The 16,554-nt window shown below is 72.5% G+C and carries 15 protein-coding genes; 7 read left to right on the forward strand and 8 right to left on the reverse strand.

Features of this window, described 5'->3' with window-relative positions:
* Window positions 1-54: 54 nt before the first annotated feature.
* Window positions 55-1,692, reverse strand: a complete 1,638-nt coding sequence (locus tag ACIBKX_RS38305) for an acyl-CoA dehydrogenase family protein (protein WP_363272160.1) — start codon at window positions 1,690-1,692, stop codon at window positions 55-57.
* Window positions 1,693-1,709: 17 nt separating this feature from the next.
* On the opposite strand from ACIBKX_RS38305, the gene ACIBKX_RS38310 reads away from it, so the two are divergent.
* Window positions 1,710-2,855 (forward strand): YihY/virulence factor BrkB family protein, encoded by a 1,146-nt coding sequence (locus ACIBKX_RS38310; protein ID WP_363272159.1) that lies wholly within the window; start codon window positions 1,710-1,712, stop codon window positions 2,853-2,855.
* Window positions 2,856-3,020: 165 nt separating this feature from the next.
* Here the strand turns inward: ACIBKX_RS38310 and ACIBKX_RS38315 are convergent, their stop codons facing one another.
* Window positions 3,021-3,887 (reverse strand): NAD(P)H-binding protein, encoded by an 867-nt coding sequence (locus tag ACIBKX_RS38315; protein ID WP_363272158.1) that lies wholly within the window; start codon window positions 3,885-3,887, stop codon window positions 3,021-3,023.
* An 80-nt stretch (window positions 3,888-3,967) separates the two neighbouring features.
* On the opposite strand from ACIBKX_RS38315, the gene ACIBKX_RS38320 reads away from it, so the two are divergent.
* The 3 genes from ACIBKX_RS38320 to ACIBKX_RS38330 are packed head-to-tail and all read left to right on the forward strand — an operon-like array spanning window position 3,968 to window position 6,217.
* A complete protein-coding gene (locus ACIBKX_RS38320; protein WP_363272157.1) occupies window positions 3,968-4,906 on the forward strand; it encodes an AraC family transcriptional regulator in 939 nt (312 codons plus the stop codon).
* A gap of 10 nt (window positions 4,907-4,916) precedes the next feature.
* Window positions 4,917-5,636, forward strand: a complete 720-nt coding sequence (locus tag ACIBKX_RS38325) for a helix-turn-helix domain-containing protein (protein ID WP_363272156.1) — start codon at window positions 4,917-4,919, stop codon at window positions 5,634-5,636.
* 38 nt (window positions 5,637-5,674) lie between these two features.
* Window positions 5,675-6,217 carry a DUF1707 domain-containing protein gene (locus tag ACIBKX_RS38330; protein ID WP_363272155.1) on the forward strand — a complete coding sequence of 181 codons (543 nt, stop codon included), beginning with the start codon at window positions 5,675-5,677 and terminating at the stop codon, window positions 6,215-6,217.
* A 6-nt stretch (window positions 6,218-6,223) separates the two neighbouring features.
* Here the strand turns inward: ACIBKX_RS38330 and ACIBKX_RS38335 are convergent, their stop codons facing one another.
* On the reverse strand, window positions 6,224-6,655 hold the full coding sequence (locus tag ACIBKX_RS38335; protein WP_363272154.1) for a VOC family protein: 432 nt from the start codon (window positions 6,653-6,655) through the stop codon (window positions 6,224-6,226).
* A 177-nt stretch (window positions 6,656-6,832) separates the two neighbouring features.
* Between ACIBKX_RS38335 and ACIBKX_RS38340 the strand changes: the two genes are divergently transcribed.
* A complete protein-coding gene (locus ACIBKX_RS38340) occupies window positions 6,833-7,492 on the forward strand; it encodes a DUF4389 domain-containing protein (RefSeq protein WP_363272153.1) in 660 nt (219 codons plus the stop codon).
* 37 nt (window positions 7,493-7,529) lie between these two features.
* Window positions 7,530-7,973, forward strand: coding sequence for an NUDIX hydrolase (locus tag ACIBKX_RS38345; protein WP_363272152.1), 444 nt, complete (start codon window positions 7,530-7,532; stop codon window positions 7,971-7,973).
* 12 nt (window positions 7,974-7,985) lie between these two features.
* Here ACIBKX_RS38345 and ACIBKX_RS38350 read toward each other — a convergent pair whose 3' ends face one another.
* From ACIBKX_RS38350 to ACIBKX_RS38360, 3 genes are all read right to left on the reverse strand, one after another.
* Window positions 7,986-8,729 (reverse strand): hypothetical protein, encoded by a 744-nt coding sequence (locus tag ACIBKX_RS38350; RefSeq protein WP_363272151.1) that lies wholly within the window; start codon window positions 8,727-8,729, stop codon window positions 7,986-7,988.
* Between the two features lie 40 nt (window positions 8,730-8,769).
* Window positions 8,770-10,161, reverse strand: coding sequence for a hypothetical protein (locus ACIBKX_RS38355; RefSeq protein ID WP_363272150.1), 1,392 nt, complete (start codon window positions 10,159-10,161; stop codon window positions 8,770-8,772).
* 79 nt (window positions 10,162-10,240) lie between these two features.
* On the reverse strand, window positions 10,241-13,153 hold the full coding sequence (locus ACIBKX_RS38360) for a glycoside hydrolase family 2 TIM barrel-domain containing protein (RefSeq protein WP_363272149.1): 2,913 nt from the start codon (window positions 13,151-13,153) through the stop codon (window positions 10,241-10,243).
* Window positions 13,154-13,338: 185 nt separating this feature from the next.
* On the opposite strand from ACIBKX_RS38360, the gene ACIBKX_RS38365 reads away from it, so the two are divergent.
* The gene (locus ACIBKX_RS38365; RefSeq protein WP_363272148.1) at window positions 13,339-14,031 is read left to right on the forward strand and encodes a pyridoxamine 5'-phosphate oxidase family protein; all 693 of its coding nucleotides are present in this window, start codon (window positions 13,339-13,341) and stop codon (window positions 14,029-14,031) included.
* Between the two features lie 49 nt (window positions 14,032-14,080).
* Here the strand turns inward: ACIBKX_RS38365 and ACIBKX_RS38370 are convergent, their stop codons facing one another.
* Complete coding sequence (locus ACIBKX_RS38370) at window positions 14,081-15,337, reverse strand: hypothetical protein (RefSeq protein ID WP_363272147.1); 1,257 nt, start codon at window positions 15,335-15,337, stop codon at window positions 14,081-14,083.
* Entirely contained in the window at window positions 15,325-16,542 is a 1,218-nt protein-coding gene (locus ACIBKX_RS38375) for a hypothetical protein (protein WP_363272146.1), read from the reverse strand. Before ACIBKX_RS38375 ends, ACIBKX_RS38370 begins: the two co-directional genes overlap by 13 nt.
* Window positions 16,543-16,554 lie beyond the last annotated feature (12 nt).

Genomic DNA, 16,554 nt, shown 5'->3' on the forward strand with positions numbered 1-16,554 from the left:
CCTGAAAGCGGGGGTGGTGCCGTGTCGGCGCAGCACCACCCCCGTGACATGCGACTACTCGTCCCGCGGCGCGGCCCGCTCCACCACGGCCGCCAGATCCAGCGTGTGCGGCAGCGTCCCGAACGCCGTACCCCAGTCCCCGCCGAGCCGTGAGGCGCAGAACGCGTCGGCCACCTCCGACGGTGCGTACCGCACGAGCAGCGAACCCTGGAGCACCAGCGCGAGCCGCTCCACGAGCCGCCGCGCACGGGCCTCGATGCCCTCCAGATCGGCCAGTTCGGTCAGCAGCCCCTTGATCGCGCCGTCGAGCCGGTGATCGGCGCCCCGCGCGAGCCCGACCTCCTGGAGAAAGGCGTTCAGGGCCAGTGGCTCCCGCTGCAGGGCCCGCAGCACGTCCAGCGCCTGTACGTTCCCCGAGCCCTCCCAGATGGAGTTGAGCGGCGACTCGCGCAGCAGCCGCGGCATCCCCGACTCCTCCACGTATCCATTGCCGCCGAGCACTTCGAGGGCCTCCACCGCGTGCGGAGTGCACCGCTTGGTCACCCAGTACTTCGCGGCCGGCACCGCGAGCCGCAGGAACGCCCGCTCCTGCTCGCTCCCGTCGTCGTACGCCGCCGCGAGCCGCAGCGCGAGCGTCGTGGCCGCCTCCGACTCCAGGGCCAGATCGGCCAGGACGTTGCGCATCAGCGGCTTGTCGATCAGCTTGCCGCCGAACGCCTCGCGGTACGTGGCGTGGTGCACCGCCTGTGCGACGGACTGCCGCATGATCGCCGCCGAGCCGACGACACAGTCGAGCCGCGTCGCCGCCACCATCTCGATGATGGTGCGCACCCCGCGCCCCTCCTCGCCGACCCGGCGCGCCCACGTCCCGTCGAACTCCACCTCGCTCGACGCGTTCGACCTGTTGCCCAGTTTGTCCTTGAGTCGCTGAATGGCGAATGCGTTGCGCGTTCCGTCGTCGAGCACACGCGGCACGAGGAAACACGTGAGTCCGGCGTCGGTCTGCCCGAGCACGAGAAAACCGTCGGACATGGGAGCGGAACAGAACCACTTGTGGCCCGTCAGCTCATAGGTGCCTTCTTCGGCGAGGGCCCGCGCACGCGTCGTATTCGTCCGTACGTCGCTGCCGCCCTGTTTCTCCGTCATGCCCATCCCGAAGAGGGCGCCGGCCTTCCGGGAAGCGGGCCGAAGCCCCGCGTCGTACACGAGGGACGTCAGCCGGGGCTCCCACTCGGCGGCCAGCGCGGGATCGGCGCGCAGCGCGGGCACCGCCGCGTGCGTCATCGACACGGGGCAGCCGTGACCCGCCTCCACCTGCGACCACACCAGGAACCCGGCCGCCCGCCGCAGATGACCGCCCGGCCGCGACCAGGCCGCCGTCAGCCCCGACGCGACGGCCTTTCCGAGCAGCCGGTGCCAGGCGGGATGAAAGGCGACTTCGTCGACGCGATGACCGTAACGGTCATGGGTGTGCAGAACGGGCGGATTCTCATTCGCGAGAAACCCCCATTCGCGCGCCTGGGCCGAGCCCGCCGTGCGTCCGAGTTCGGAGAGTTGTTTGCGCGCTGTCCCGAGAAGGGCGGGATCGAGATGGCGTTCGACCCCCTCGACAAGCGCCCGGTCGGACGTAAAGACGTCATATCCCACCAGGGGCGGAGCCTGGTTGGTCACTGTGTGGGTGGTGGCTGCCATGCCGCTACGGTAAGGAGGTGCACCAGGCAAAAGAAACACCCGGGAGGCCGGCCGGCCGCTGGAACCGGGCCCGCGCTCTCTACAGCAACGTCTCCAAGCGCAGGACCGCCTGGCTGCTGCTCAAAGACACGGTCAACTCTTGTGTGGAATACCGGATCCTGGGGCTGGCGGCCGAGGCGGCCTTCTTCACGCTGCTCTCCGTGCCGCCGCTGCTGCTGAGTCTGATCGGTCTGCTCGCGTACGTGGACCGGTGGACGGGCGCGAACACGATCGCCAGTGTCGAGAACAACATCCTTGAGGCGTCGCGCACCGTGCTGTCCGACAAGGGCGTCACGCAGATCGCGCAGCCGATACTGGAGGACGTCATGCGGGTCGGCCGACCCGACGTCATCTCCATCGGTTTCCTCTTCGCCCTCTGGTCGGGCTCGCGCGCCGTGAACGTCTTCATCGACACGATCACCGTCATGTACGGGCTCGACGGGGCGCGCGGCATCGTGAAGACGCGTCTGCTCGCCTTCGGCCTGTTCATCGTGGCGCTGCTGATCGGGTCTGTGGCGCTGCCGTTGATGGTGGCGGGGCCTGATGCGGTGGTCCAGCTGGTGCCGGGCTCCACGACGGTGGTGCAGGTCCTCTACTGGCCGGTGGTGACCCTCCTCTCCATCGTGTTCCTGACGACCCTGTACCACGTGTCGGTGCCGGTGCGTTCGCCGTGGGTGGAGGACATGCCGGGTGCGCTGATCGCCCTCGGCATGTGGGTCCTCGGCAGCTTCCTCCTGCGCATCTACCTGACCAGCACGGTCGAAGGCCCCACGATCTACGGCTCCTTGGCGGCGCCGGTGGCGGTGCTGCTGTGGATCGGCGTATCGGCGTTCGCGGTTCTGGTCGGGGCCGCCGTGAACGCGGCGATCGACCGGGTGTGGCCGTCCGTCGCCACGGCGGCGGCGCGGGCCGCGAACGATCGGATCCGTGAGGCGCGGGCGGCGGAGGTGGTGGCCCGCGCGGCGGCCGCGAGGGAGGCGGCGCACGACCCCGACGACCCGGACATGCCGTCCGAGTTCCCCGAACGCTGGTCCAAGTTCCTGCCCCCGGACGATGTGACGTCGCGCCTGCGGACGCACGCGAAGAAGAACGGAAGCGGTCCGGAGGAAGATCCTCCGGAGTAGCGCGACCTCGCCTGCGGGGGCCTGGCCACGAGGTGACCGCCGCTGACCGGAGTCCTCTGGGGTGGCGGCGACTTCACCCCGAACCCACCGCCCGGGCACAGGAAGGGGTGGTGGGCAGGCCCCGGGTAACCGGGCGGGTGGGTGAGGCAGATCCGCCGCCGGAGGCTAACCCTTCCAGACGCCCGACTCCGCGTGTTCCCTCGCAAACGCGGAGAATTCACGCGGGGCCCGCCCCAGAACCTGCTGCACCCCTTCGGAGAGGTACGCGTTGCGGCCGTCCAGGTTCGTCTCGAAGAGTTCGATGAGGAACTCCGCCTCCTCCGCCGGCACCCCGTACTCCGTGAGGGCACCCCCGTACTCCCGAGCGGACACGGGAACGTACCGGATCTCCCGCCCGGCCGCCGCCGAGATCTCCGCCACCGCCTGGCGGAACGACAGCAGACGGGGCCCGGAGATCTCCAGGACCTCACCCGCGTAACGGTCGTCCGCACAGCCGAGCACCGCCACCACCACATCCGCGATGTCCCGCGTGTCGATGAACGGCTCGAGCACCTCCCCGCCGGGAAACACCAGCTCCCCGCCCCGCATCGAGTCCAGCAGCGGCCCCTCGCTGAGGTTCTGCGCGAACCAGCTGGCCCGCACGACCGTCCACTGCGCCCCGGACTCCCGCACCGCCCGCTCGGCCGGCTCCGCCTGGTCCTCGCCGCGAGCGGACAGCAGCACGATCCGCCGCACCCCGAGCGCCACCGCCTGCCGGGCGAACGCGCCCACCGCCTCGCCCGCGCCGGGCGCCCCGACGTCCGGCATGTACGCGAGGTACGCCGCGTCGGCGCCCCGCAGCGCGTCCTCCCACGTCGAGCGGTCGTACCAGTCGAAGCGCACCGCGCCCGAGCGCGAGGCGGCCCGCACGGTGAAGCCCGCCGCTTCGGCGGCCTGTGCGACCCGGCGCCCGGTCTTGCCGGAGGCGCCCGTGACCAACACCGTCTTGTGCTGCGTGTCCAGCTTCTGCGTGTTCACCGCGTTCTCTGTCATGCCTTCAGTGAACTGCCTTACGCCCCAAGGGAACATCCGTCAGCGGCTCACCTCCATAAGCATGCGTCTACGCTTCCGGTATGGACGTACTCGCAGGCCTGCTGGAGGGCCCGCGCGCACGGGGCGCCTTCATGATCCGTGCGTGCTTCGACCCGCCCTGGTCCGTCCGCGTCGCGGACGAGGCGCCGCTCTCTGTCATGATCATGGTCCGCGGCGACGCCTGGATCGTGCCCGCGGACGGGGCGGCACCCCAGCGGATCCGCCCCGGCGACGTGGCGATCGCCCGCGGCCCCGACCACTACACCTGCGCCGACGACCCGGCCACCGCACCGCTCGCCGAGATCCAGCCGGGCGAGCGCTGCGTGCCGCTGGGCGGTGCCGATTTCGGGCAGTACAAGGACCTCGGCCTGCGCGCCTGGGGCCAGTCGCCGGACAGCTCCGTCGAGATGCTGATCGGCACCTACCAGGCGCGCGGCGAGATCACCGGACGGCTCCTCGACGCGCTGCCCCCGCTGCTCGTGCTGCCCACCGAGGTGTGGGACTGCCCGCTCACCCCGCTGCTCGCGGACGAGATCGCCAAGGACGAGCCGGGGCAGGACGTCGTCCTGGACCGGCTGCTCGACCTGCTGATGATCGCGTCCCTGCGCGCCTGGTTCTCCCGGCCGGAGGCGGCGGCCCCCGCCTGGTACCGGGCGATGGGCGACCCGGTCGTCGGACAGGCGATCCGGCTGCTCCAGGACGACCCCGCACACCCCTGGACCATCGCCGCGCTCGCCGCGAAGGCGGGCGTCTCGCGGGCCGCCCTCGCCCGGCGGTTCACCGAACTCGTGGGGGAGCCGCCGATGGCGTACCTGACGGGCTGGCGGCTGGCGCTCGCCGCCGATCTGCTGCGCGACAGCGAGCAGACGATCGCGGCGATCGCCCGCCGCGTCGGCTACGGCAGCGCCTTCGCCCTGTCCAGCGCCTTCAAGCGGGTCTACGGAGTCAGCCCCCAGGAGCACCGCACGCGGGCCGCGTAGCCTGGGAGACGTGTCGTACGAGAAGGTCGTGTACGCCGAGCGGGCCTCCCTCGTGCCCGGCGCGGTGCTCTGGACCCGCGCCACCACGGGCGGCGGCCCCGGCCCCGTGCGCCCCGTCCTGCCCGACGGCTGCATGGACCTGCTCTGGTCCGGCGGCCGGCTCATGGTGGCGGGCCCGGACACCCGCGCCTACCGGCCGGCCCCCGACCTCGCCGCCGCCCGGTTCGTCGGCATCCGCTTCTACCCCGGCACCGCCCCCGCCTTCCTCGGCGTACCGGCGCACGAACTGCGCGACCGGCGGGTCGACCTCGCCGACCTGTGGCCCTCCGCCGAGACCCGCCGGCTGACCGAACGGATGGCCGAGGCCCCGGACCCGGTGGCCGCCCTGGAGTCCCTCGCCCTGGAGCGCGCCGACCGCGCCGAGCCGCCCGACCCGCTGCTCGCGCACATCGTGAAGTCCCTCGACGCGGGCCGCAGCATCGCGGCCACGGCGGCGGAGGCGGGCGTCAACACCCGCCTCCTGCACCGGCGTTCACTCGCCGCGTTCGGCTACGGCCCCAAGACCCTGGGCAGGGTGCTGCGGTTGCAGCGTGCGCTCGCCCTGGCCGCGGACGGCATGCCGTACGCGGCGACGGCGGCCGTCGCGGGCTTCGCCGACCAGGCCCATCTGGCCCGCGACGTCAAGGAGTTGACAGGAATGGCGCTGGGCGAGCTGCTGCGCGGCCACTGAGCCGGGAGCCGGGCGGGCCAGGCATTACAGTGACCCCCATGACCCCCACGCCGCCGGACGGGCTGACACGGATCAATCAGGACGACCGCGACACCGCAGCGCGCCGACTGCAAGAGGCGTACGCCGACGGGTACATCTCGCACGACGAGATGGAGGAGCGCCTGCACCAGGCACTCACCGCCAAGACGCGCGGCGAGCTGGTGGTGGCCCTCGACTCGCTCCCGGCGGGCAGCGAACCCCGCACGGCCACGATCGCCGCCGCCGGCGGCCGGATCAAGCGGAGCGGCGCCTGGCGGGTGCCGCGGACCCTCAAGGTCGAGTCCGCTCTCGGCAGGGTGTATCTGAACCTGGCCAAGGCGGAGTTCGAGCATCCGGAGGTCGACATCGAGCTGGCGCTCGGCACCGGCCGCGCCAAGATCGTGGTGCCGCGCGACGCGACCGTCGACATCGAGGGCCTCACCGCCGGGTGGAAGGACACCGCCTACCGGCTCCCGCGCAGCCCCCGCTCCGGCGGTCCGACCATCCGCATCACCGGGACCATGGGGTTCGGGCGGCTGCGGATCCGCCACGCGCGGCGCTGAGGGGCCTCACCGGGCCAGCGGGGCGAACAGGTCGACGCCGTTGCCCTCCGGGTCGAGGACGGTGGCGTACCGCTGACCCCACGGGGCGTCGAACGGCTTGAGCTCGACGGGCGCGCCGGCGGCCGTCAGCTCCGCGAACACGGCGTCGACCCCCTGCGGCGTCCCGCAGTGGAACGCGAGGCCGATCCGCCCGCCGCCCGTGGGCGGCTGCCAGCCGGGGTGGAAGGAGCGGATGGTCGCCTCCGGGTCGAACGCGATCCGCAGACCGCCGGGCAGCACGGCCTCCACATGCGGCTCGTCCTCGGCCCCGGCCGGGATGTCGAGGCCGAGGCGCCGGTAGAAGGCGAGCGTGGCGGCCATGTCGGAGACGACGATGCCGACCAGGTCGAAGCGGGGCGCGGGAGTGGGCTCGGGTGTGGTTTCCGGTGTGCTGTTCATGGTGGCAGCGTAGGCAGCGGCTCCCGGCCCGGTCTTGAAGGAATCGGACACGGCCCGCCGGGCGTGGCTCGCCCCAGAAGGGCCGAAACGGATGCCGCGCCACTCCTTGCCGCGCCCCGCGCACGGTCGTACACGTGCAGAGAAGGCACGTACGGGCCGACAGGGGAGATGACCGTCATGTCCGCCATGCCCACGGCGACCGAGCCGAGCAAGCATCCGATCAGCCCGGTCCGCCTTGAGGCGGAGTACGCCACCGGGCTCTCGCGCTGGCTCTGGCTGGTGAAGTGGCTGCTCGCGATCCCGCACTACGTCGTGCTGCTCTTCCTGTGGATCGGCCTCCTCCTGGTCACCGTCGTGGCGTTCTTCGCCGTCCTCGTCACCGGCGGCTACCCGCGCGCCCTGTTCGACTTCAACGTCGGTGTGCTGCGCTGGAGTTGGCGCGTCGAGTACTACGCGTACGGATCGCTCGGCACCGACCGCTATCCGCCCTTCGCCCTGCGCGACGTCCCCGACTATCCGGCGCACCTCGACATCGACCACCCCGAACACCTGTCCCGAGGCCTGGTCCTCGTCAAGGGCTGGCTGCTCGTGCTGCCGCAGCTCCTGGTGGTCGCGGTGCTGATGGGCGGCTCCAGCTTCAGCGGCGGCCTCGCCGGGCTCCTCGCCTTCTACGCCGGCGTCTCCCTGCTCTTCACCGGCCGCTATCCGCGCGGCATGTACGACCTCAACATCGGTCTGCACCGCTGGGTCGCGCGTGTCATGGCGTACGGGCTGCTGCTCACGGACGTATATCCGCCCTACCGGCTCGATCAGGGGGAGCGGGAGCCGCTCGGCTGACTGTCCCGGTCCGCGAATCCTCGCTACCGTGGGAGTCATGGACTTGTCGAGTGCGCCGAGCGACAACCGACTGGCGGCTGCCGTCGTGGCCCACCGAGGCCGTGTGCTGCTGGTGCGGCGCAGTGAGACCGAGCGCTTCCTGCCACGGGTGTGGGGCGTCCCCTGCGGGAAGCTCGAACCGGCCGAGGGCCCGGCCGAGGGCGTGCTCCGGGAGCTCAAGGAGGAGACCGGACTGCTCGGCGAGGTGCTGCGCAAGGTCGGCGAGTCGTCCTTCGTCAGCCGCTATCGCGGACACGAGGTGAAGAACTGGCAGGACAACTTCCTGGTCAGGCCGCTCACCTTCGACGTGTCGCTGCCGCTGCCCGACCAGGAGCACCGCTGGCTGGCCCCGGCCGACATCGGCAGCGTCGAGATCGACGACTACAACCGGGACATCGTCGAGCAGGCGTTCAGCACGACGGCGTTCGGCTCCTGGCGCTGAGACCGGCTCCCGTCAGCCGAGCAGTCCCGCGAGCGCCTCCAGCTCCGCCAGATACTCCTTGACCTCCATCGGCCGCTTGACGACCGCTTCCGCGCGGCCGCCCCCCGATGCCCCGGCCTCGGCTTCGGCGAAGACGTCCGTGTAGGTACGCCGTCCCGACCCCGTCTCCAGGAACAGCGTCACCGTCGGTTCGGCCGAGGCGCACCACGCGCGGTGCAGCGCGTACGACGGCAGGGCGTAGCCGCTGCCCGCCGCGAACTCCGCGCTCTGCGTGAGCCGCAGGCGCGCCGGGCCCGCCGGTTCCAGGAGCCAGTGGCCCTCCTCGCCGGAGAGCGACTCGCGGTACCAGGACGCCGCCCGCCCGCCCTCTTCCGCGCCCGGCACCGGCTCGTACAGCTCCATGCCGAGAGTGCCCCGCACCACGTAAGAGGCAAGCGGGGAACGGTGGTTGTGGATGTCCTCGCGACCCTCCCCGCGCGTGTCCGGATGCCAGATGTGGGCGCGCAGCATGTGCCGGGGACCGCCGTCGACCAGCAACAGCTTGTCGAATCCCAGGACATGACGGTACGACAGGAGTGCGCATCCCGAGGGGTCGCCGGTACCCGTCGCCAGCTCGCGTACCAGGGCCGGCAGCCGCTCGGGGGCGCCGAGCCGGGCGACGACCGTACGGGCCGCCCGCACCAACTCCTCCTCGGGCAGGCCCTCCAGGGCCCCTTCGAGCAGACGTCGGGCCCCGTGCACGTGCCGGCCACCCATGCGGTCACTCTCCCCCCGGTCGCGAGTGCGCCGCCGGGGATCACCTACCCGGCTGATACATCCATACGGCATGTGCCCGCAGCGCCGAAAGGCCTTGATAGGTCATCCACATCGGGCGGCCGAGATCGTACCCGTCCCAGTGCCAGATGCCGTCGTCCTGCTGGCGCCACACCGCGCGCACCGCACCCGACAGCAGCGAACGCCACGCCTCCTCGCGGCCCTCGTCCGCGGCGATCTCCCACGCGTCCGGCGTGAGCAGCGCCCGCACCATCCAGGCCGGGGTGAAGTGCCGTACGGCAAGGACCTCTTGGCGCCAGGAGTCGACCGGGTGCGGGCGGCGCACCTCCTCCTGCGTGTTGCGCAGATCGGCGCAGTCCTCGTGGTCCGGGGTCGGGCAGGCGAGCAGCCAGCGGATGCCGTCCTCGCGGGCCGCACGGGTGTTGCCGTCCTCGCCGAGCACCCGTGCCGCACGGTCGAGCGCGACCACCGCCTGCGCGGTGTGCACGGAGGACGGCCGCGTCACCGGCGCCCGCAGGGCCGGACCCCAGCAACGCCGGTGCTCCCGCTCGGGATCGGTGATCGTCCGGTCGACCAGCTCGGCCCGCAGCCGCTCCAGGGCGGGCGATTCGGGCGCCGCCCGCAGCAGCCCGCGCAGCATCGTCGTCACGACATGGGTCCTGCCGAGTCCGGAGGGTTCGAGCTCTTCGGTGAAGCGCGCCGCGCACTGGCCCGCCTCCTCCGCGAGCCGCACCGGGTCCGCGCCCGCCCGCGCGAGCGCGCCGAGCACCAGCGCGGTCACCTCGGGGCGCGGCGTCGAGCCCTGCGAGCGCGCGGCCCAGCCGCCGTCCGCCAGACGTAGCCGCCAGAGGGTCTCCACCAGTTCGGAGGTGCGCAACCGGCCGTCGGGCAGGCCGAGTTCGAGCGCGATGTGCAGTCCGTACGCGGTGCCGGTCGGGGTGGGCCGCACCGGCCGGGTCGGCTCGTCGAGCGCGTGTGCCCAGCCGGTGAGGCGGCCGCGCTCCGGGTCGTCGAAGGTGGCGAGTTCCGCCGCGAGCGTCGTGGACGTGGTGGTCGCCAGCCGGGGCAGCGGACCGGGGGCCGGGGCGACGGCGGCGGCGGTCGCGGGCGGCTCGGGGACGCGCGCGCCGCCGTCCGCGCCCGATCTGGCCCGGATCAGCGCCGCCGCGAGCCAGGAGGCGACGCCGGTGCCGATGCCGCTGGCCGCGGCGATTCCATAGCGGGCCGTGTCGCCGGATATCGCGTCCGGCAACACGCCCACCAGGGACTGGAACACGGCGTATCCGGCCGCCGCGCAGCCGAAGCCGCCGAGCCAGCCCACGAAGCGGCCGGGGCGGGAGTCGTCGTCCGGAGGGGAAGGAGGGGTGGCCGGGGGCTCGGGCGGGCGGCGGCTGCCCAGCCGCGGTTGTGACAAGGGGTGCTCCTTCCCCCCAAGGCGGCACGTGGTTCGTCGTTGACCCCCAGTCTAGTGCTGAGTCACCGGGAAGCCCCGGTCACGGCGTGCTTTCGATGGCTTCGGCGGTGGTGAAGGTGAGGGCGAACTCCGCCGGAGCGGCGTGCAGTTCGTGCTGCGGGAGCACGCCGGGGCCGCAGGACTGCGAGCCGATGCCGTGCTGCCCGTGGTCGAGGTTGACCCACACCGTGTCGCCGGGGACGAGGTCCGTGCGGTGCCGCGCCGCGTCCAGCTGCTCGGTCGTCCAGCGCCGGGCAGTGAACCAGAAGGCGGGATCGCCCTCGACGCGTACTCCTGCGCCGGAGTAGCGCGTGCGCAGCTCGGCCCAACGGACGTCCGCGCGGGCGCCGTTCTCCTGCGGTCGGACGTACGGGGTCTGCATCCGGTCGACCGGCCTGGACCATCGCCCGATGACGGACGCCGCCGCCGTGTCCGGATACGCCTCGCCGGGTCCGCCGCCGAACCAGTGCGCGTACCCGTACGCGGCCGGCAGCCCGAACCGGACGCCGAGCCGGGGCAGCGGCACCGGCCATCCGCCCTCGGGTGCCACGGAGACCGCGAGCCGCAGTGCCGTTCCGTCGGACGTCCAGCGGTAGACGGTGCGCAGGCCGATGTCGCGTGAGGCGGGCGCCACGCGGGTGCGGACGACGAGCGAGTCGTCCGTCAACTCCACGCCATCCAGGCGGTGTTGGATCCGGTCCAGGCCCAGCTCGCGCCAGAGAACGCCATGGCGCCGGTCGGACTGCCAGGACGCCCCGTCGTCGTTGTCGGTGGGCGCGCGCCAGACGTCCAGCCGCGGGGTGCCCGGCAGCGGGACGCCGCCCAGGTCGCGCAGCTCGCCGGTGCGGGCGTCGAAGGTGCCGGGGCCGAGCGTGACGATGCCGAGCCTGACGGGACCGGAGTCGCGGCGGGGGCGTTCGCCGGTCGCGACGCGGGCGGCGGGACGCGGGATGACGGCGAAATCGGCCCGTGCGACGACGTGGTCGAGCTTGGTCCAGTTCGTCTCCACGGAGACGATTGCCGTGAGGTGCAGCCGGGTCTCGACGTCACGGCAGGCCAACGGGACGTCGGGAAGCTTGAGTTCGACGGATGCGCCGGGGGCGAGATCCTTCGGTACGTCCAACTCTCCGGCCGCGAACGGGGTGTCGGCGTCGCTCACGTACTGCCACCCGCAGTCCAGATGGGAGAGGTCCGCGAAGTCGTGCAGGTTCGTGACCCGGACCGTCCCCGCCTCCCCGTCGTACGCGAACCGCACCGGCTGGATGACGTGCATGTAGTCGTCGAGGCCCGGTGACGGCGTCCGGTCGGGGAAGAGCAGCCCGTCGCAGACGAAGTTCCCGTCGTGCAGCTCCTCGCCGAAGTCGCCGCCGTAGGCGTAGCCGAACTCGGGGTGCGCGATGCCGTGGTCGATCCACTCCCAGATGAAGCCGCCCTGATTGCGCTCGTGTGCCTCGAACAGCTTCTGATACTCGGCAAGCCCACCCGGACCGTTGCCCATCGCGTGCCCGTACTCGCAGAGAATGAACGGGAGTCGGCGTCGAGACCGGGGTCCTTCGTCCTCCCGGCGGCCGATCCGCTCGACCTCGGCGTGATCGGCGTACATACGCGAGTACATGTCGGTGTCCGCGCAGGACGGATCGCCCTCGTAGTGGATCAGACGGTCGGCGTCCCGCTCCCGGATCCAGTGGGCCATCGCGGTCAGTCCGCGTCCCGTGCCGCATTCGTTGCCGAGGGACCAGACGATCACCGAGGGGTGGTTCTTGTCGCGCTCGACCATGCGGGCCGCGCGGTCCAGGAGAGCGGGCGTCCAGCGGTCGTCGTCGACGGGGTTGGAGCGCCAGGCCTGGGAGGTGAAGCCGTGGGTCTCCAGGTCGCACTCGTCGACGACCCACAGGCCCAGCTCGTCGCAGAGGTCGAGGAAGGCGGGGTGCGGGGGATAGTGGCTGGTGCGGACCGCGTTGATGTTGTGCTGCTTCATCAGGAGGACGTCGGAGCGCATCGTGGCGAGGTCGAGCGTGCGGCCGGTCTCCGGGTGGAACTCGTGCCGGTTCACGCCCCGGAACAGGATCCGCCGGCCGTTGACCTTGATGACCCCGTCCTCGACGGCGACCGTGCGGAAGCCGATCCGCAGCGGGACCCGCTCGCCCTCCGTGGCCAGGACACCGTCGTACAGACGAGGCGTCTCGGCGGTCCAGGGCTCGACGGGCAGCGTCACGGATTCGCCGGTCGCGATGTCGACGCCCAGCTCGGGCACGGTCACCCGCCCCGCCACCTCGGCACCGACGTCCACCCGCAGCGTCCCCGTCCCCGCGCGATGGTCGTACGAGGCATGGGTGAAGAAGTCCGGTACGCAGCCTGCGGGGCGGTGCAGCAGTGTCACGTCGCGGAAGATGCCCGGCAGCCACCACTGGTCCTGGTCCTCCAGGTAGGAACCGGACGACCACTGGTGGACCCGGACCGCGAGGACATTGCCCTCGCGGCGCAGCAGGTGTCCCACGGAGAACTCGTGCGGCAGCCGCGAGCCCTTGAATTCGCCCACGTCGGTGCCGTTCAGCCAGACCCGCGCGCAGGACTCGACCCCGTCGAACCGCAGGACGGCGTCCCCGGCCGCCGGCCAGTCGGCCGGCAGGTCGAAGAGGCGCAGGTGGTCGCCGGTCGGGTTCGCGGTCGGCACGCGCGGCGGATCGACCGGGAACGGATAGCTCACGTTGGTGTAGATCGGCGCGCCGTGGCCCTGGAGCGCCCAGGTGCCGGGCACCGCGACGGCGTCCCAGGCCGTGGCGTCGTACCCGTCGGCGGCGAACGAGTCGTCGGCGGCGTCGGCGGTCGCGGAGAGGCGGAGGCGCCAGCTGCCGTTCAGGGAGAGGGAGGCGGCGTCCGACCGCGCGTACCAGGCGCGGGGCGGGAGGCTGCCGGAGCCGGGGGATACGTCCTCGTAGTAGGGGAGATCCATGGTTTCCATCAGACAGCTGCGGTGCGGGGCGTCACAACACTCGCGCCGCGGAGGTTGTTGGATTCTCGGGGAGCGATTTGGACGAATGGCGCGGCGGATGCGGATTTCGTTGTACGAGGTGCTGTGCTCGGAAGTAATCCGCTGAGGCATGGTGCTTTCGGCGCGATATCGGTAGCCTCCCAGGCGTGACCACCAGCCGGCATCCCGCGCCCCTGCCCGCCGCGCTCCCCGCGACCGGCCGCACCCGCCACCGTCGCCTGCGCGAGCAGGGCAGCCTGGAGCGCGCGGATCTGGAGGCGATCCTCGACGCGGGGTTCGTCTGTCATCTGGGTGTCGTCGTCGACGGCCACCCCATGGTCGTGCCGACCGTCTACGGCCGCGACGACACCAGCCTGTATCTGCACGGATCGGTCGCGAGCCGCAGCCTGGCCGCCGACCCGGACGCCGAGATCTGTGTGACCGTCACCCATGTCGACGGCCTGGTCCTGGCCCGCTCGGTCTTCGAGCACGGCGTCAACTACCGCAGCGCGATGATCTACGGCGTACCGCGTGTCGTCACCGACCCCGAGGAGAAGCTGACCGGACTGCGGCTGCTCACCGAGCACGCCACGCCCGGCCAGTGGGACTACGCGCGCCGTCCGAACCGCAAGGAGCTGGCCGCGACGACCCTGCTCGCGCTCTCCTTGGAAGAGGCCTCCGTCAAGACGAGCGTCGGTCCGCCGGACGACGGCGAGGGACCGGACGCGGCGCTCGGCGTCTGGGCCGGAAACCTTCCCCTGACGGCCGGTTGGGGCACCCCGGTGCCGGACCCGGTGCTCGCCCCCGACATCGCGGTCCCGCCGCACATCGCCGGACGCGCCGGGACCCGGCAGGGCTGAAGAGCTCGGACGCGCCGGGACCCGGCAGGGCTGACCGGCCCCGAATGCGTCAGGGCTGCACCGGCTTCCCGCAGCCGTGCGCCTTCGCCGAGGCCTCGGCGAACGCCTTCAGCGCCGCGCGCTGATAGGTCCGGTCGGCGGCGGTCGGCTTCTCCCGCTCGTCGTAGCCGACCGACCCGGAACCCGGCGGCCTGACCGTGAACAGGGCGCGCTCGCCACCCTTCACGCACTCGGCGCTGGCCCAGTACCCGCCGAAGACGAGCGGCCCGGACGGAGCGACGCCGGGCATGCGGTCCTTGTCCAGGTAGTCGAACCGCTCCTGATAGCCGTACCGCTCGTCCTGCGCGTACGGCCCGTAGTAGGCGTTGAGCCGGTAGCCGCCGTCCATGTCCGGCAGGGACCCGGCCGCCGGGCGGCCCTCCGCGTCCACCCGCCCCGAACCCAGGACGCACACCTCGACCGGCGTCCCGCGCCGCGCGCCCTCCCAGGCCCGCGTGACCGAGGAGCCGCGCCCCGGAACGCCCGCGCAGGAGGCACCGGTGTCGGCCAGCGGCACGCTCTCCTCGTCGCCCACCGGCAGCGGCACCGTGCGCGGCCGCTCGCCGAGGTCGGCGTCGCAGCCCCAGCGGTCGGAGGCGTTCGCGGCCGTGGCGGTGGCGATCCGGGCGAAGGCGGCGCGCCGGGCCGGGTCGTCCGCCGTGGCCCACTCGTCGGCGGCGTCGACCGTGACGAGCAGCCCGCCGCGATCGCGGGCGCAGTCGAGGAGCACGGCCGTGGTGACCGACGCGCCGTCGCTGCCGTCGCCCGCGGTGACAACGCTGTTCCACCCCTGGCCGAGCGCGGCCGACGGGTACATGGACGGCACGTCCGGGTACACCCCGTTGTCGTCGCCCGAGACGTCCGCGCGCCGCCGGTCCCGCGCGGCCGGACTGTTGTCGCCCTTCGGCACCCGCTTCGGCACCGCGCGCACGCTCACCTCGACCGAGCCCTCATGGGTGTCCCTGCCCGTGTGCTGCTCCGCGACGCGGCGCAGCGTGCAATCCACCCGCAGCGAGGCATCGCCGAACTCGCCCTCCGCGCGGTCGCGTTCCCCCTCGTCGTACGGCCCGTCGCCGAGCACGTCACGTACTTCGGCGGAGGGGAGTACGCCGTCGCAGGCACCGTCGATCTGGCGCTGCGCCGTCCACCGGTCGTAGCCCCCGCCGAACCAGAACCAGCCGCCCGCCACGAGAGCGAGGGCGAGCACCGCTCCGGCCGCCGCGGTCAGCTTCCGTCCCGTACCGGACCGCCAGGTCAGCCCTGCCACTCCTCCACCTCTCCCATGATCTCGGTGTTCTCGCAGTGCGCACGCCGCGGCCAGCCGTCCTCGGCCGCCAGATAGCGGTCGAGCACGGCACGCGCCTGCCCGGACAGCCGCCGCCGGTCCTGCTTGTCCAGGACGACCGCGTCCTTGTGCTGGAAGTCGAAGGAGGGTGTCACCGTGACACGGTGGTACGTCGGCCCGGCGTCGCACGCCGACCGCGCCCAGAGCGCAAGGAAAGGATCGTCGCCGGACGACTCGACCCTCAACTCGCCCTCGGCATCCGGCTTGTGGACGCTCTCGGAGCCCCCGGGCACGTCGCCGCTGTCGGCGTGCGCGTCGTACCCGCCCGCCGCGAGCACCCCAGACCAGCTCTCCGCGCTCGCCGCCTTGATCTCCCGCTCTCCGGCCGAGCCCGCGCTGTCGTCCCACCGGCCGCCACAGGAGCCCATGCGCTCGGCGTACGTCTTGTCGTTGCCGTCGAACCGCCAGCGTCCCGCGGCGAACTTCAGCGCCTTGGGCGAGAGCCAGTCACAGAGGTGCGAGCCGTCGGCGGCCTTGCCGCCCTTCAACGGCCGCCCGCCGCACCCCTGTTCACGGCTCACCCAGTCGGCGACGCGCACCGCCGTGCGGGATGCGAGGAGCTGCTCGCTCTTCGGGATGTCGTACGCGTCGTCGGCGGACGACGGCAGCTCCACGGAGACGAGCAGGTCCTTGGACGGCCGGACCCGCCCGCTGAGCCCCTTCGGGCAGGACGTCAGGAGCGTCGCCGACACCTGGGCCGGCCCGAACGTGTCCGTGCCGCCCCCGCCGCCCGACGCGCCGCTCGGCAGCGGAAGGCCGAAGCCGCCGCCGGGCGCCTCGGCCCGGTCGAGCACGGCCTCGGCGCGCACCCGGACGTCCGGGTCCTTCTCCCCGGCACTCCACTTCACGGTGCAGTCGAGCAGCGCCCTGCTGTCCTGGTGCGGTCGCAGCATCGTGCCGTACTCGTTCAGTACGGCGACCGTGTCCTCCGGCGCCTCATGGCGTACCTCGGCGGGCAGCAGGCCCTGGCAGGCGGTCGCCAACTTCTCCTTGTTCGCGGCCAGTTGCTCGTCGCGTTCGGCCGACACCGACACCGCGATCCCGGTGCCCGCCGCCGCGACGGCCAGCACGGTCACCCCGGTGACCAGCAGCCACGTACGCCTGCGGACGTCACGCAGCTTGGGCATGCGCCTTCCTCC

The organism is Streptomyces sp. NPDC050658 (assembly GCF_044457025.1).
In the GTDB taxonomy this organism is placed as follows: Bacteria; Actinomycetota; Actinomycetes; order Streptomycetales; family Streptomycetaceae; genus Streptomyces.

Excerpts from the sequence above, each read along its gene's own strand:
- ACIBKX_RS38375 (WP_363272146.1), bottom strand. The coding sequence starts at position 16,542 with ATGCCCAAGCTGCGTGACGTCCGCAGGCGTACGTGGCTGCTGGTCACC.
- ACIBKX_RS38350 (WP_363272151.1), bottom strand. The coding sequence starts at position 8,729 with ATGGGTGGCCGGCACGTGCACGGGGCCCGACGTCTGCTCGAAGGGGCC.
- ACIBKX_RS38360 (WP_363272149.1), bottom strand. The coding sequence starts at position 13,153 with ATGGATCTCCCCTACTACGAGGACGTATCCCCCGGCTCCGGCAGCCTC.
- ACIBKX_RS38320 (WP_363272157.1), top strand. The coding sequence starts at position 3,968 with ATGGACGTACTCGCAGGCCTGCTGGAGGGCCCGCGCGCACGGGGCGCC.
- ACIBKX_RS38335 (WP_363272154.1), bottom strand. The coding sequence starts at position 6,655 with ATGAACAGCACACCGGAAACCACACCCGAGCCCACTCCCGCGCCCCGC.
- ACIBKX_RS38315 (WP_363272158.1), bottom strand. The coding sequence starts at position 3,887 with ATGACAGAGAACGCGGTGAACACGCAGAAGCTGGACACGCAGCACAAG.
- ACIBKX_RS38330 (WP_363272155.1), top strand. The coding sequence starts at position 5,675 with ATGACCCCCACGCCGCCGGACGGGCTGACACGGATCAATCAGGACGAC.
- ACIBKX_RS38340 (WP_363272153.1), top strand. The coding sequence starts at position 6,833 with ATGTCCGCCATGCCCACGGCGACCGAGCCGAGCAAGCATCCGATCAGC.
- ACIBKX_RS38345 (WP_363272152.1), top strand. The coding sequence starts at position 7,530 with ATGGACTTGTCGAGTGCGCCGAGCGACAACCGACTGGCGGCTGCCGTC.
- ACIBKX_RS38305 (WP_363272160.1), bottom strand. The coding sequence starts at position 1,692 with ATGGCAGCCACCACCCACACAGTGACCAACCAGGCTCCGCCCCTGGTG.